Raw genomic sequence first — 15,627 nt, forward strand, 5'->3', positions numbered from 1 at the left:
TGAATGGTTGATTTTCCCCGCCTGCTTTTCATCACCCCCGTGGCCTTTAACCCTTATTCCGGAGGCGGCGCTACTTTTGCCTCCTTGTTGCAAGGCTGGCCGAAGAGCGCCCTCGCGACCATCCACAACGACCGGGCACCGTCGCCTACTGATACCTGCGAGCAATACTTCGTTTTGGGGCCAGACGAGCTCGATTTTGTTTTCCCGTTCAACACGTTACGAGGGATCGCCTCCGCAAGGACAGAGACCCGCAGGGAGGCGGGCTTCGAAGCACCTGACGGGGCCCTACGCCGCCCACGCTGGATGGATGCCGGGCGTAAGATCCTGCTGGGCGACAGCATTCCCGAGCGCGCCCACCTCACCTCGCGGCTGACCCGTTGGATCAATGATTTCCGGCCCGACCTGATCTACACGATCCTCGGCTCGAACGGCATGATGTCGCTGATCGAACAGGTGCGCGCGCGATTCAATATTCCGCTCGTCGTCCACATCATGGATGATTGGGTGAGCGTCAATCATCGCGACGGCCTTTTTGCTCCTATCGAGCGGGCTCGCATGACGCGCGCTGTCGAACACGCTTTCAAGGCTGCACGTACCTGCCTGGGCATTTCCCCAGCCATGTGTGCAGCCTATTCCGAGCGCTACGGACGGGATTTCATTCCGTTCCAGTATTCACTGGATCGCACACGATGGGGTGAGATCCGCAAAAGCGATCTGGCCGTTTCGCAACCACCAGAATTGCTCTATGCCGGATCAATTTTTCGCAATGCACAACTCGATTCTCTGATCGACTGCGCGCACGCGGTCGCCAAACTGAATGAGGCCGGCTTTCCCTTGAAACTCCGGGTCGCCACGTCGCCGGCAAATGGTGCGAATTTCGGCGCGCAACTCAAGGTCCACCCGAACATCATCGTTGACACCGCAGCAGTGGACGACGACGCCTTCTTTCGCCGCCTTGCCGCCGCCGACGCGCTCGTGCTGCCGGTCAATTTCGATCGCGCCAGTGTCGACTTCATCCGATATTCGATGCCAACCAAGGTGCCGGCCTATCTCAATTCGGGTACACCCATCTTCGCCTATGGCTCCCTTGATACCGCTCAAATTCAGTATGCGCGCGATGCCCGCTGGGGGCTTACCGTGACCGAACGATCGACAGACAAACTGCAGGCCGCGCTCAGGCGGATCACGGCCGATATGGACCTGCGACGTTTGCTGTCTCATACCGCGCGCAAGGTGGCCGAAAACCACGACGCGCACCGTGTGCGCGACGCCTTTCAGGACCTACTGCGTCGAAGCGCCGCGCTATAGCTTTAGCGCACCGAACGGGGATTAATGTGGACGAGGCCAAACATACCCTGCAGACGCGCCAATTTTTTGACGCTGTCGCTCCAGGCTGGACTGCCCGCTATACTCAGGATGCCGCCGTCGCGGCACGTATCGCGCGTTTCCACGATGCCGTTCAGACACGGCTTTCGCCGCCCGCCAGCATCCTTGATTTTGGCTGCGGTTCCGGCGACATCGCCTTGAGCCTTGCCGCCACCGGCTATACATTGACCGGATTCGATCTGTCTACGCAGATGATTGAGCAGGCTCAGCGCGCAGATACTGAGCAGCGCGTGGCCTGGATCGCACGCGGCAAACAGGGTGACAACCTGCCGTTTGAAGACGCAAGCTTCGATGCCATCGTCACGTCCAGCGTGCTCGAATATTTGCCCGCACTCAACGTAACACTCGGAGAATTTGTGCGCGTTCTGCGGCCGGGCGGCTGGCTCATCGCCACGGTTCCGGACATGCGCGATCCGCATCGGCGACGCGAGCACTGGTTCCGGACCGTTCTGACGCTGCCCGGCGTTGCGACGCTAGCGCGGCATTCACGCTGGCGCGAAGGCGCGCATTATCTGCAGATTTCGATAAACCGAATGGCGGCGGCCGCATGGCAGGAACGCCTGCAAGCGAGCGGCATGACGCCAGAAGCCTGGCCGGAATTCACGGGACCACTGTTGATGCTCGTGGCACAAAGGCCCTGACGACATAGGATTCGACAAAGATTCTACCGGCTCTACATTTTTCGGTGTGAACGGCCCGATCTATGAAATACGTTCGCCTTTTAATATCTTTGCTTCTACTTGCTGTGGCGACGTGGGTCGTTGCCCGCGAGACCGACTGGACTCTTGTCAGCTCAACCTTCACGCGCGTTTCGTGGGCAGCTTTCGTTCTGACGATCCTGGCGCTTCTGGCCGGCGCGCTGCTCGCGACGCTTCGTCTGCAATGGATCGCCCGCGACCTCGGTTACCGGCTGTCATTTCGGGACGCCCTGGCCGGCTTCACTTATGGGCAGGTGCTGGGCGCCGTGTTTTTTCAGCTTGCAGGACAATTGCTAGCTCGCAGCACTGTTCTGGCACGCCGGCAGGTGCCACCTGCTGCGACGATCCTCATCACCGGCTACGAGCGCCTCGCTGCTCTCTTTATATCGCTTCTGTTGGCGACCCTAGCTGCGAGTTACCTGTTCGGTGCCATCTCGCTCGACTATCGGCAGGGCGGATCTGCCTTCATCAGAATTGTCGCAGGTGGAACGCTGGTCCTGATCGGCGGCGCAGTGTTTGTCTGGGGCAAAGCGCTGATCTCGCAATCGTTGCCGATCACACGTCACACAGTCGGCGGACTGGCCCGGAACGCCGCCCTCTCTCTCGCCATTCAGCTTTTCACGATGATCGCTTACGTGGCTCTAGCGCGCGCCCTTGCGCCCAACATTCCGATCGTGCAACTCGCCGCCGCTTCCGCCCTCGTCATGCTCGCCGCGAGCGTGCCGATCAGCCTGGCTGGATGGGGCATCCGGGAGATGAGCGCCATTTATGTGCTGGGCACGCTCGGGGTGTCGGCCAATGCGTCGTTCATGATCGCCTTCTCTATCGGCATCTTGTCTCTTGCAGTCGTGGGCACCCTGGCGCTGATCGGTCTTCGCGAGACCGCCGCGACAGCAAAGCCGTCTGCTCCGTCCGCTCACTCGGCCGATTATTCGACGCTGCTCGATACAGCCTTACCGATTGCCGCAGCGACGGCCGTGTTCTTCCAGCTTTTCTTGCCCGTAAAAAGCGGGCTGATATCGGTCAATCTTGCCGATCCTGTCGTTATCATCGGCGGTTGCCTCTTTGTCTATAACCATTTCCGCCGACCGCCGCCGCGCTGGCGATTGCCGTATTTCAACGTCCTGATTTGCCTGGCAACCGTCGCAGTCGCCGCCGCCTATCTCCATGGATATAGTCAGATCGGCTGGACGCAGTGGGCGTTTGCGAACAAACTAACCGGATGGCCGATATTGCTCTGCTACGGCGCCACGGGGGCGCTTATCGTGTATCGCTTGCGCAACGTCGGCCTCGAATTGCTGTTGCAAACTTTTGTCGTGACAAGCTTGATCATCTTTGTATTCGACTATGCAATCTCCATCGCTTACTGGTCGGGCCTGCAATCCCTGAAGCCTCTGGTTCAATTTCCGATAGAAGGGTTTTCCCAAAATCGGAATGCGTTCGCATTTCAATTGCTTCTATCGATCTGCGTCATCCTCGCAACCCGGTGGCCGGCTAAAGCACTTTGGCTTGGCGCTGCAATTGCCGGAGTGATTATCACCGGTTCCCGCGCCGGTTATCTAGCCCTTTGCGCCGTTCTGGTCGTCGCCATATACGTCTCATCGACAGATTGGCGACAAATCCTGGTTGCTGCCGTGGCTGCGACACTGGTCGTTGCTATCAGCGAACTCGTTCCCGACCTCGTGCAGCTTATTAGAAACTTGATGGCTTCCCAGTCTGGCCCACCAATACCGAGTTACATGGCTGGCACGATATCCGGAGCGTCATCAGACACCGAACGACTACAGAGTCTGGTTGGCGCTTGGCGGTTGTTCTTGGCCCATCCCGTCTTCGGCGCGGGACTAGGCGTTTTCATGGAAGAGCAAGTTCAGCGCGGTTCGATGCTTGTCATACATTCCACTCCGCTGTGGCTCCTTGCAGAGTTCGGCACCGTCGGTTTCGTTGCGCTCGTTGTCCCCGTGGTCATGATTTTCCGGACAGAAATTTTGCGTGCGCGGGCACTCGATACGGCTGGTCGTCTTTTGATCCTGACGATCGCCGGCTTCTCCGTCATGTCGCTAGTCCACGAACTGCTTTACCAGCGGACATTTTGGATTCTTTTGGGTGCGGCGATGGCGATGCCATACCTGATAACGGCGCCTGACCGGGACGCTCGATCCAAAGACACTTGATGGTGCTGTTGCCCGACCGGCGGCAACACCGCCGCTCGTACCGCATGGGAATGCAGGCACCGAAATCCGACTATGGCTTTCATGAATTTGGTAGCGGGAGAGGGACTTGAACCCCCGACCTACGGATTATGATTCCGCCGCTCTAACCAGCTGAGCTACCCCGCCACACCGTTGATCCACGGTCTGAACACCGCCGATCAAGGGCGCGATATAGGGAGGCGCGGCGAAGCCTGTCAAGCAAGCTTGCCGCAAAACCCTGATCCACCTGTCACTTCGGGGACATCTCGCCCCCGGCGTCACGCCAGGGAAATTCAGCCCGCAGCTTCGAGGACATTCCGCACGGGCGTTGCACGTTCACAGGCGTCCTGTCCGCCGTCTATTTCGGCTGCACCTGCGGATTGCCGCCCGGCGAGCCCGGCGGCGGGATCACCGGGGTCCGCCCGGCCTCCGGCGTCGGCGCCCTGATCTCCGGATCGACCGCCGGCGGACAGATCACCCCGCCCGATTGGGCCAGCTTGCTGCTGAGCGTTTCGTCATTCGGCTTGCGGACGACCATGTCGCCGCCCTGCCCGACCGTGGCATGCGTCCCGTCCGGACCGCAGGCCTTGCCGTCGGTCGGCTGTGTTTTGGGCGGCTCCGCCGGCTGGTCGGAGGGCGGCGCCTGCGCCGCCGCGAGCCCCGCCGACGCGGCCAGAAGGGCCGCAGCCAAGATCGAATGTCTGATTGCGCGTTGGATCGCCATGGCGTCCTCCATTCGGAGAGACAACCGCCGGCCCCGCAGGCCAGTTCCGCGGCCTTCCGCCCCAGGCGCCCGGTCTCAGGCCGCCTTCGGTTCCGCCTCAGTGCGGGCAAACCGGATCATCGCGAAATGCCCGAGCGGCGGCAAAGGCCGCCTTTCGACGATGCGCATACCGCCGTGCCGGGCCGCCCAATTGGCCAGCCGCGCAAACGGAAACTCCGGCCGCCAGCCGAGCCGGCGCGCCAAGGGCGCAAAACAGGCCTCGAACACGCGCCGCAGGCCGCTTTCGGCGCCAATGTGATTGACCAGGATGATCTCGCCGCCCGGCTTCAGCACGCGCGCGAACTCGTCGAGCGTCGCTTCGGGGTCCGGCACCGCCGTGATGACGTATTGCGCCACGATGACGTCAAAGGAATGATCCGGCACCGCCATGCGCTGCGCATCCATCACCGACAGCGTTTCCACATGGGAGAGCTTCTGCGTCACCACACGCTCATGCGCCTTGCGCAGCATGGGCTCCGACAGATCGACGCCGACAATGCGGATATTCGAAGGATAGCTCGGCAGCGAAATCCCGGTGCCGACGCCGACCTCGAGCAGCCGGCCGCCCTGCGGGCAAGCCCTGCCCGCCGCCTCGATGGCGGCGTTGCGTCCCGCTTCGAACACCTTGCCGAAAACGAAGTCGTAAATCGGCGCCCAGCGCGCATACGCTTTCTCGACGCCGTCCTTGCTGATGTCTCCGCCCATGCTGTCTTTTTTGTTTGTTGTTTAAGCGACCGATGCCCGCGCCTCTTCGGCCACGCGCGGCCGCTCGCCGGCCGCCACCGCGCCGCGGATGAAGCCGCCGCCGAGCACGCGCGCCTGCCCGTCCGCCGCATCGTAGAACACGCAGGCCTGTCCCGGCGACACGCCATGCTCGCCATCGACCAGATCGACTTCGTAGCCGCCCGCGCCGCGGCGCAGCCAGGCTGCCTGCGGCGGCCGCGACGAGCGCACCTTCACATGAACCTCGAGCCGGCCATGGCCGAGCACGTCGTCGATATCGCCGTCGCCGATCCAGTTGACGTCGCGCAAGGTGATGCTCTGCGTTCTGAGCGCCTCACGCGCGCCGACAATGACGCGCCGGCTCTCTGCATCGAGCCGCACCACATAAAGCGGCGCGCCCGACGCAATGCCAAGACCGCGGCGCTGGCCGACGGTGAAATGAATGATGCCGTTATGTTTGCCGAGCACCTGGCCGTTGATGTCGACGATCTCGCCGGGCTCCGCCGCGCCGGGCTTCAGGCGCGCAATGATATCGGCATAGCTGCCCGTCGGCACGAAGCAGATGTCCTGACTGTCGTGCTTGTCGGCGACCGACAGCTCGAACTGGCGCGCCAGTTCGCGCGTCTCCGCCTTTGACTTGTCGCCGAGCGGAAAGCGCAGGATGTCGAGCTGATCCGACGTGGTGCCGAACAGGAAGTAGCTCTGGTCCTTGTCATCCTCGCGCGCGCGGAACAGGCCGCGACGGCCGGACGACAACTGACGCGACGACACGTAATGACCGGTCGCCATGATGTCGGCGTTAAGATCGCGCGCGGTGTGCAGCAGATCGTGAAACTTGATCGACATGTTGCAGGCGATGCACGGCACCGGCGTCTCGCCGGCGATGTAGCTTTCGGCAAAACGGTCGATCACCGCTTCCTTGAAGCGGCTTTCGTAGTCGAGCACGTAATGCGGAATGCCGATGCGCTCGGCCACGGCGCGGGCGTCGTAGATATCCTGCCCGGCGCAGCAGGCGCCTTTGCGATGAACCGCGGCGCCGTGGTCGTACAGCTGCAGCGTGACGCCAACGACGTCGTAACCCTCGGCCTTGAGCAAGGCAGCCGTCACCGACGAGTCAACGCCGCCGGACATGGCGACGACGACACGGGTATCTTCCGGCCGCTTGGGCAATTCGAGCGAGTTCATCATGGCGTTTGTCTTACACCATATGGCGGCCACAGGCGCAGATTGAAAGCAGGCACGGCCTAGGGCCTTGCGGCGGCCTGATACCGCGATTTCCGGGCCAATTCGACGTTAAACCGGCAAAAGCTGCCGCTTCGCCAGCAGAGCCTGCCGGGCCACGACCTGGCCAGCGCCAGCTCTACTCTTTATGCTATTGATTATATTGAATAATTTTTACGGCGCGGGCTGGCCTGCCGATTGCAAACGCGAGGGGGTCATTAGCGGAGGTGCGTCTTGTCCCAGGTTGCGACCGATTTTCAGACCCAGGCGTCGAACGTGCTGCCAAAAGCCGGCCGGCCGAGCTTTGCGTCGCAAAAAGCGCCGTCGAGCCAGTTTGACGACCTTCTCTCCGCCATTCCCGACGCGCCGCCGGAGCCGCGGGCGCGCGCCAGCGCGGATGAACGCCCCCAGCCGGCCCAGAGCCGCAGCGCCGACCGCCCCGGCCGCGATGACCGCCCCGCACGCACGGACCGCTCCGACCGCACCGCCAAATCCGACACCAAGAGCAGCCCGCGCGCCGAAGACAGCCGGGCCGCGCCGGCGAACGACGCCCCGGCCAAGGATGCCGCCGAAGCGCCAAAGGCCGACGCCGTATCCGAGACGAAGCCCGCGGGCACTGACGACACCGCCAAGGCCGACGATGCCAGCCAGACGACCGAAACCCAGAGCACCGACACCGCGCCGGTGACCGAAGCGGCCGTCGCCGCCGTGGTGCCGCAGGCCGTGGCGATCGACCCGGCGGCTCCGGCTGCCGCGCCGTCGCTCGAAGGCGACACAGTGGCCAAGCCCATCGACGCCAAGACCGAGATCCCGACCGCAGCCACCGCTCCGTCGGCCAAGGCCGCCGAGCAGCAGGCCGCGGCAATGACCGAACAATCGACCGGCCTGAGCGCCGACGACGCCGAAGTGCTGTCGGCGCTCGCAGCCAAGGCCCAGCGCGGGCCGAAACAGGCCCAGGGCGACAAGACAGAAGCGAAAACCGACAAGCCGGCTCACGCCGCGAAATTGAATGCCGAAACGGCGCCGGGCGCCACGGCCGCCCAGCCCGCGGCCACCAATAGCGGCGACGCCAAAACGGCCGAGGCCAAGCCGGTGCAGTCCGATCTCGCCAAGCTCGGTGTCGAGCATCAGCGCAGCCAGGGCGACGGCAACCCCAAGACCGGTGCCGAGACCGCGCCGGCGGCCGCCACGGCCAACGCCGCAGCCGTCAAAACCCCCGACACCTTTGCGATGCATCTGTTGCCGGCGTCGGGCCATTCGGCTCATGCCGCCACGTCGGCCGCCGACAACGCGCCGGGACAATCGGCAGGCAGCGACAAGCCTGTGGCCATCGCCAATGTCGCCGTCGAAGTTTCAGCGAAGATCTCGGCTGGCAAGAACCAGTTCGACATCCGCCTCGATCCGGAAGAACTCGGCCGCATTCATGTGAAGGTGAATGTCGATCGTGACGGCAACGTCACCACCCACATGGTCGCCGACCGTCCCGACACGCTCGATCTCCTGCGCCGCGACACCCAGGGCCTCGAACGCGCCCTGCAGGATGCCGGCCTCAAGACCTCCGACAACAGCCTGCAATTCTCGCTGCGCGACCAGACGCAGCAGCAACAGCAGAACCAGCAGGACGGCCAGGCCAGCCGCCGGCCTCCTGCCGACGACGAACTAACGCCCGCCGTGACCACCACCGTCATCGCCCGCGACTACGGCCGCTATCTGTCGCGGCCGAGCGGCGTCGATATCCGGGTTTGAGAGCGAGAACCGTATCATGACCACGATTGCGGGATCGGCCACAACGGCCAACAACAACACGACATCCGGCAGCTCGTCGACCAACCAGATGGTCGCGAGCAATTTCACGACCTTCCTGCAACTGCTGACGACGCAGTTGAAGAACCAGAACCCGCTCGATCCGCTGGACACCAACCAGTTCACCCAGCAGCTCGTGCAGTTCGCGCAGGTCGAGCAGCAGATGAAGTCGAACGACCAGCTCGCCTCGATCCTGGCGCTGGAGAAGAACGCGCAGCAGACGACGGCGATGGCTTATGTCGGCCATACCGTGGTCGTCGACGGCTCGACCACCACGCTCGGCACTGACGGCGCGACCTGGAGCTTCAACGCGCCGAAGACCGCGACCGCCACCGTAACCATCAAGGACGACGCGACCGGCCAGACCGCCTATTCCGGCACCTTCGGCGTCAATGCGGGCGACCAGAAATTCACCTGGGACGGCAAGGGCAGCGACGGCAAGCAATGGCCGCCCGGCAACTACACGATGTCGGTCACCGCGGTGGATGCCAGCCAGAAGCCCGTGAACATCTCGACCGAAATTCAGGCTGTCGTCACCGCGGCGAACATGGCGGATGACCCGCCGACGCTGACCATCGCCGGCAAGGACTACACCCCCGACAAGATCAAACGCATCGTGATCCCGAACACGACCAAGACCGACACGGGCAGCGGCAACGGCAACGGCAACGGCACGGGCACCTGACGCACCGCAGCGGCCGGGCGCCCGGCCCTCGAAATAACGAAGTTCCCGCCGTCAGCATCGTTGATTACTGATAACGCCGAGACATTAAGAGGCCGACCCGTCGCGCGGCCGTCGTCGCGTCAGGCTGTTTAAAAACGCCGCAAACGCCTTATATTACAGATGACTTTGCCGCCGGGGCCGGCCATCGCCAGGCACCCTGAGCCGCCGCCAACCGTAACCAAAAGGTTAGCGCCGGTTAGGCAAACATTTCCTCATCGTCGCAATAGGCTTAGGCAAATTTTAAGCCGCCCTGTGTAGTTTTTGCGGTGTTGAGTACTTAGTCAGTCCGAGTCTTTGTGAGTAAACCAATGACCGAACCCCACCGCCCGAGGGTCAAATACGTCATCGGGCCCGATGGCAGTCCGCTGACGATCGCCGACTTGCCGCCGCCGACGACGAAGCGCTGGGTCATCCGCCGCAAGGCCGAGGTGGTCGCAGCCGTCCGTGGCGGCCTCCTGTCGCTCGAAGAGGCCTGCGCCCGTTACACGCTGACCGTGGAGGAATTTCTCTCCTGGCAGTATTCGATCGACCAGCACGGTCTGGCGGGCCTGCGCACCACGCGCATCCAGCAGTATCGCCAGTAAGCCGTCCGATATCCGATTTCACGAAAACGCCAGCCCCTGCGGCTGGCGTTTTCATTTTTCGTTCACCGCGGCACCAACAACCGGCCGTTTGCCGGTTGCATCCGCATTCCACAGCGGCGGAAACGGGAACTCGTTAACCGGGCGCTAACCATCTACTGGGCAAAACTTGCCGGGTAGGCGCGTTCCCTCGCGCCGCCCCGGCCGCAGGACAGCCCCGTGCAAGGTTTGCTCGATTTTCTGAAGTCTCTTGGCGCCGCGCGGCTGGCCGCGATGGGCGCCGTGACGATGGCGCTCATCGGCTTCTTCGCCTTTCTGATGATGCAGATGACCTCGCCGGTCATGGTGCCGCTGTTCACCGACCTCACGGTCGAGGACTCCAGCGCTATCCTCAAGGACCTCGAGCGCCAGGCGATCCCGTTCAGCGTCAAGAACGACGGCGCCATCATCATGGTGCCGAAGGACAAGGTCACCCGCCTGCGCATGAAGCTGGCCGAAGGCGGCCTGCCCAAGGGCGGCGGCGTCGGCTACGAGATCTTCGACAAGTCGGACGCGCTGGGCGCCACGTCTTTCATTCAGAACATCAATCACCTGCGGGCGCTGGAGGGCGAACTTGCCCGCACCATCCGCTCCATCGACCGGGTGCAGGCGGCGCGCGTCCATCTGGTGCTGCCGGAGCGACCGCTGTTCTCACGCGACAAGGTCGAGGCCACCGCCTCCATCGTGCTCAAGGTGCGCGGCCAGCTGGAGACGCAGCAGGTCCGCGCCATCCGCCACCTGGTGGCGAGCGCGGTCAACGGCATGAAGCCGGAGCGCGTCTCGGTTATCGACGAAACCGGCCGCCTGCTCGCCGACGGCGCGGCGCAGGACAACCTCGCCGGCGGCGCCACCGCCGACGAGCGCAAGACCGCCTTCGAAGGCCGGATGCGCAGCCAGGTCGAACAGATCGTCGGTTCGGTGGTCGGCCCCGGCAAGGCGCGGGTGCAGATCAGCGCCGACTTCGACATGAACCGCATCACCGAGACCCAGGACAAGTTCGATCCCGACGGCCGCGTGCTGCGCTCCAGCCAGACCCGCGAAGAACAGTCGAACTCGACCGAAGGCAAGGAAAGCGGCCAGGTGTCGGTCGCCGGCGAACTGCCGGGCGCCAACAAGGACGGCACCAACAACAACGGCGGCTCGCGCGACCAGAGCAAGAAGACCGAGGAAATCGTCAATTACGAAATCTCGCGCATCACCAAGACCGAGGTGACCGAGGCCGGCCGCCTCAATCGCCTGTCGGCGGCGGTGCTGGTCGATGGCCGCTACACCAAGAACGACAAGGGCGAGATGGTCTACGAGGCGCGCCCGAAGGAAGAAATCGACCGCATCGCCGCGCTGGTGCGCACCGCGATCGGCTTCGACGCCAAGCGCGGCGACCAGGTGGAGGTCGTCAACCTGCGCTTTGCCGACTCCGTGCCGGTCACGGTCGGCGAGGATGGCGGCTGGATGAGGTTTCTGGCCTTCAGCAAGGACGACATCCTGGGCCTAGCCGAGAAGGGCGTGATGTTCCTGCTGGGCCTCATTGTGCTGCTGATGGTGGTGCGGCCGCTGGTGCGCCGCGTCATCGCGCCCGACGCGGCAGAAAAGGCACGGCTCGCCGGCATGGCGGGCGTTGCCGGCGCGCTCGGCGGCCCGAACATGATCGGCGGCGGCGTACCGGGCGCCATGGAGATCGGTCCCGACGGCAAGCCGGTCTCGACCATTACCGACAAGAGCGGCACCAACATCGCCATCGTCAATTCCGAGGAGCAGGTCGCCATCTCGAACCGCACCTCGGCCATGATCGACGTCGCCAAGGTGCAGGGCCAGGTTCACGCGCAGTCGGTGCAGAAGGTGGGGGAGCTCGCCGAAAAAAACCCTCATGAGGCGGTGTCGATCATTCGCAGCTGGCTGCATGAGGACGCCGCCTGATGGCCAAGACGCAGCCCAAAGACCCCGACGCAATGCGCGACGACATCGGCGGCCTGATGGCCGAACTCGCCAGCCGGCCGGCCAGCAGCAAGCCGCTGCGCAAGCTGACCGGGCCGGAACGCGCCGCCGTGCTGATGCTGGCGCTCGGCGAACAATACGGCGGCAAGATCTTCTCGCTGCTCGACGACGACGAGCTGCGCGAAATCTCCATCGTCATGTCGTCGCTGGGCACCGTCGACGCCGAACAGGTCGAGCAGCTTATGCTCGAATTCGTCGGCCGTCTGTCGGCCTCCGGCGCGCTGCTCGGCAACTATGACGCCACCGAGCGCTTGCTGGCGCAGTTCCTGCCGAAGGACCGCATCGCCGGCATCATGGACGAAATCCGCGGCCCGGCCGGCCGCAACATGTGGGAAAAACTCGCTAACGTTCAGGAAGAGGTGCTGGCGAACTATCTCAAGAACGAATACCCGCAGACCGTCGCGGTGGTGCTGTCCAAGCTGCGTCCCGAACACGCCGCGCGCGTGCTCGGCATCCTGCCGGAAGACATGGCGCTCGACTGCGTCAACCGCATGCTCAAGATGGAAGCGGTGCAAAAGGAAGTCATCGAGCGCGTCGAACAGACGCTGCGCACCGAATTCATGTCCAACATCTCGCAGACGCGCCGCCGTGACGCCCACGAGGTGATGGCCGAAATCTTCAACAACTTCGACCGCCAGACTGAGACCCGCTTCCTGACCGCGCTCGAAGAAGAGAACCGCGACGCATCCGAGCGCATCAAGGCGCTGATGTTCACTTTCGACGATCTGGTCAAGCTCGACTCGGGCTCGGCGCAAACACTGATGCGATCGATCGACAAGGACAAGCTCGCCGTTGCGCTCAAGGGCGCCTCCGAAGGCGTGCGCGAGTTCTTCTTCAAGAACATGTCCTCGCGGGCCGCCAAGATGCTGGTGGACGACATGCAGGCGATGGGCGCGGTGCGCCTGCGCGACGTCGACGAAGCGCAAACTTTGCTCGTGAATATCGCCAAGGACCTCGCGGCCAAGGGCGAAATCCTGATCGCCAAGAGCCGCGGCGGCGACGACGAACTCGTGTACTAAGGTAACTGAAAGATGGCTGCTGCCGCCAAATTCCTGTTCGACGAGGACTTCGCCTCCGGCGAGAAGCCGACCATTACCCTGGTCGAGGCCGAACGCCGCCGCGAGGACGCCGAGTCGATCGCCCATCGCAAGGGCTTCGACGCGGGGCAGACCCAGGCGCGCGCCGAACAGAACGAGCGCATCGCCCGAGCGCTGACCATGCTGGCCGAACAGGCAATGCTGCTGGACGGCCAACTCAAGGACATCGAAGCGCGCCTCGAGAGCGAAGCGGTTCAGGTCGCGTTCGCGGTGGCGAGCAAGCTGGCGCCCGAACTGATCGCCCGCGAACCTTTCGCCGAGATCGAGGTGCTGGCCACCGACTGCTTCCGCCAGCTCATCGCCACGCCGCAAATCTCGATCCATGTCGGCCAGGACATCTACGACGAAGCCAAACAGAAGATCGAAGACATCGCGCGCTCGCGCGGCTTCGACGGCCGCATCGACGTGATGGCCGATGCCGCGCTGGCGCCCGGCAATTGCCGTATCGAATGGGCGGAAGGCGGCATCGTGCGCGACCGCGACGCCACGCTCAAAGTGATCGACGAAGCGGTGCAACGCTACATCGCGGCACGCACCGCCCCGCATAATTAAGCAAAAGGGTTCGGAGAAAAGACCATGAGTGACAATGACAGCAAAGTTCCGCTCCCGGACCTGGAAGGCGGCGCGCCGGAAATCGTCGAGGCCGGCCCGCTGGCGCCGACCGGCGCCGAAGACTCGGTGCATCGCGGCGCCGCCGATCTTGAAGCGGTGTTTGACGTTCCGGTGCAGGTCTCGGCCGTGCTCGGCCGCACCCGCATGGAAGTCGGCGATCTGTTGAAGCTCGGACCCGGCGCCGTGCTCGAGCTCGACCGCAAGGTCGGCGAAGCGATCGATATCTACGTGAACAACCGGCTGGTGGCGCGCGGCGAAGTCGTGCTCGTCGAGGAAAAACTCGGCGTAACCATGACGGAAATCATCAAGGCGGACAAGAACTGACGCGACGCCGCGCCTTTAGGGCGCAGCGACCTGCACGAGAAGGAAGAATGCCATGCGGCTACTCATCGTCGGAACGCTCGGCGGCCAGCTCACCATCGCGAGCAAGATCGCGATGGACAAGGGCGCCTCGGTCACGCACGCCGACTCCATCGACCAGGCCCTCGCTGTCCTGCGCTCCGGGCGCGGCGCCGATCTGCTGATGGTCGATGTCGCGATCGACATCCGCGAACTGGTGGACAAGCTCGAACTCGAGCGCATCCATGTGCCGATCGTGGCCTGCGGCATCACCAACGACGCCCGCGCCGCGGTGCGCGCCATCCACGCCGGCGCCAAAGAATACATCCCGCTGCCGCCCGATCCCGATCTGATCGCCGCCGTGCTCGCCGCCGTCACGCATGACAACCGCGACATGATCTATCGCGACGAGGCCATGGCCGCCGTCGTGAAGCTGGCCCAGCAGGTTGCCGGTTCGGAAGCCTCGGTGCTGATCACCGGCGAAAGCGGCACGGGCAAGGAAGTCCTCGCCCGCTTCGTGCATTCGCGCTCGCAGCGCGCCAAGAAACCGTTCATCTCGGTCAACTGCGCCGCCATTCCCGAGAACCTGCTCGAATCCGAACTGTTCGGCCACGAGAAAGGCGCCTTCACCGGCGCGCTTGCCCGCCGCATCGGCAAGTTCGAGGAAGCCAATGGCGGCACGCTGCTGCTCGACGAAATTTCGGAAATGGATGTGCGCCTCCAGGCCAAGCTGCTGCGCGCCATTCAGGAGCGCGTCATTGACCGCGTCGGTGGCGGCAAGCCGGTGCCGGTCGATATCCGCATCATCGCCACCTCGAACCGCAATCTTGCCGAAGCGGTGCGCGCGGGCCAGTTCCGCGAAGATCTCATGTTCCGCCTCAATGTCGTGAACCTGAAGATCCCGCCGCTGCGCGAGCGCCCGGCCGATATTCCGGAACTCGCCACCTACTTCATCAAGAAGTATTCGGACGCCAACAACCTCCCGGTGCGGCCGCTGTCGGACGAAGCGCGGCGCGCGCTCAACCACACCCGCTGGCCGGGCAACGTGCGCGAGCTGGAAAACACGCTGCATCGCGCCGTCATTCTTTCGACCGGCGCGGAGATCGGCGTTGACGGCATCCTGTCGCCCGACGGCGCGCGCCTCGACTCCTCGCACGGTACCAATGTCGCCGAACAGGCGGCCATGACCGCCGAACAGGTCACCCGCAACCTCGTCGGCCGCACCGTGGCCGAGGTGGAGCGCGACCTGATCCTGGAGACGCTGCGGCACTGCCTCGGCAACCGGACGCACGCTGCCAATATTCTCGGCATCTCGATCCGCACCTTGCGCAACAAGCTCAACGAATATTCGGCCGACGGCCAGCCGATCCCGCCGCCGCACGGTGGCGAAATGAAGGGCGCGGCCTAAAGCTGCACCAAACATCGAAACGGCCGGTGGCTTATCCCCACCGGCCGTTTTG

14 protein-coding genes and 1 tRNA gene are annotated in these 15,627 nt (G+C 63.8%); 11 read left to right on the forward strand and 4 right to left on the reverse strand.

Going from position 1 to position 15,627, the window contains the following annotated elements:
* The first annotated feature begins 3 nt into the window (after positions 1-3).
* The 3 genes from DXH78_RS00380 to DXH78_RS00390 all read left to right on the forward strand — a co-directional run bounded on the left by DXH78_RS00380 (position 4) and on the right by DXH78_RS00390 (position 4,255).
* Positions 4-1,308 (forward strand): glycosyltransferase family protein, encoded by a 1,305-nt coding sequence (locus tag DXH78_RS00380; RefSeq protein WP_115515208.1) that lies wholly within the window; start codon positions 4-6, stop codon positions 1,306-1,308.
* A gap of 26 nt (positions 1,309-1,334) precedes the next feature.
* Positions 1,335-2,027, forward strand: coding sequence for a class I SAM-dependent methyltransferase (locus DXH78_RS00385; RefSeq protein ID WP_168192660.1), 693 nt, complete (start codon positions 1,335-1,337; stop codon positions 2,025-2,027).
* 62 nt (positions 2,028-2,089) lie between these two features.
* On the forward strand, positions 2,090-4,255 hold the full coding sequence (locus tag DXH78_RS00390; protein WP_115515210.1) for a lysylphosphatidylglycerol synthase transmembrane domain-containing protein: 2,166 nt from the start codon (positions 2,090-2,092) through the stop codon (positions 4,253-4,255).
* 88 nt (positions 4,256-4,343) lie between these two features.
* On the opposite strand, the gene DXH78_RS00395 is transcribed toward DXH78_RS00390, so the two are convergent.
* The 4 genes from DXH78_RS00395 to mnmA form a co-directional block, all read right to left on the reverse strand.
* Positions 4,344-4,420, reverse strand: a tRNA-Met gene (locus DXH78_RS00395).
* A 211-nt stretch (positions 4,421-4,631) separates the two neighbouring features.
* On the reverse strand, positions 4,632-4,997 hold the full coding sequence (locus DXH78_RS00400) for a hypothetical protein (RefSeq protein WP_115515211.1): 366 nt from the start codon (positions 4,995-4,997) through the stop codon (positions 4,632-4,634).
* 75 nt (positions 4,998-5,072) lie between these two features.
* The gene (locus tag DXH78_RS00405; protein ID WP_115515212.1) at positions 5,073-5,741 is read right to left on the reverse strand and encodes a class I SAM-dependent methyltransferase; all 669 of its coding nucleotides are present in this window, start codon (positions 5,739-5,741) and stop codon (positions 5,073-5,075) included.
* A 21-nt stretch (positions 5,742-5,762) separates the two neighbouring features.
* Positions 5,763-6,947, reverse strand: coding sequence for a tRNA 2-thiouridine(34) synthase MnmA (gene mnmA, locus DXH78_RS00410; RefSeq protein ID WP_115515213.1), 1,185 nt, complete (start codon positions 6,945-6,947; stop codon positions 5,763-5,765).
* A 267-nt stretch (positions 6,948-7,214) separates the two neighbouring features.
* Between mnmA and DXH78_RS00415 the strand changes: the two genes are divergently transcribed.
* The 8 genes from DXH78_RS00415 to flbD all read left to right on the forward strand — a co-directional run bounded on the left by DXH78_RS00415 (position 7,215) and on the right by flbD (position 15,575).
* Positions 7,215-8,726 (forward strand): flagellar hook-length control protein FliK, encoded by a 1,512-nt coding sequence (locus tag DXH78_RS00415; protein WP_115515214.1) that lies wholly within the window; start codon positions 7,215-7,217, stop codon positions 8,724-8,726.
* 16 nt (positions 8,727-8,742) lie between these two features.
* Entirely contained in the window at positions 8,743-9,468 is a 726-nt protein-coding gene (locus DXH78_RS00420) for a flagellar hook assembly protein FlgD (protein WP_115515215.1), read from the forward strand.
* A gap of 347 nt (positions 9,469-9,815) precedes the next feature.
* Entirely contained in the window at positions 9,816-10,091 is a 276-nt protein-coding gene (gene sciP, locus DXH78_RS00425; protein ID WP_056912129.1) for a CtrA inhibitor SciP, read from the forward strand.
* A gap of 216 nt (positions 10,092-10,307) precedes the next feature.
* Entirely contained in the window at positions 10,308-12,041 is a 1,734-nt protein-coding gene (fliF, locus tag DXH78_RS00430) for a flagellar basal-body MS-ring/collar protein FliF (protein WP_115515216.1), read from the forward strand.
* On the forward strand, positions 12,041-13,138 hold the full coding sequence (gene fliG, locus DXH78_RS00435) for a flagellar motor switch protein FliG (protein WP_115515217.1): 1,098 nt from the start codon (positions 12,041-12,043) through the stop codon (positions 13,136-13,138). The genes fliF and fliG overlap by 1 nt, the downstream gene beginning before the upstream one ends.
* Before the next feature lie 12 nt (positions 13,139-13,150).
* A complete protein-coding gene (locus tag DXH78_RS00440) occupies positions 13,151-13,768 on the forward strand; it encodes a FliH/SctL family protein (RefSeq protein ID WP_115515218.1) in 618 nt (205 codons plus the stop codon).
* 24 nt (positions 13,769-13,792) lie between these two features.
* A complete protein-coding gene (fliN, locus tag DXH78_RS00445; protein WP_115515219.1) occupies positions 13,793-14,152 on the forward strand; it encodes a flagellar motor switch protein FliN in 360 nt (119 codons plus the stop codon).
* A gap of 52 nt (positions 14,153-14,204) precedes the next feature.
* Positions 14,205-15,575, forward strand: coding sequence for a sigma-54-dependent transcriptional regulator FlbD (gene flbD / locus DXH78_RS00450; RefSeq protein ID WP_115515220.1), 1,371 nt, complete (start codon positions 14,205-14,207; stop codon positions 15,573-15,575).
* Positions 15,576-15,627: the final 52 nt, after the last annotated feature.

It is taken from the genome of Undibacter mobilis (assembly GCF_003367195.1).
Classification (GTDB): Bacteria; Pseudomonadota; Alphaproteobacteria; order Rhizobiales; family Xanthobacteraceae; genus Pseudolabrys; species Pseudolabrys mobilis.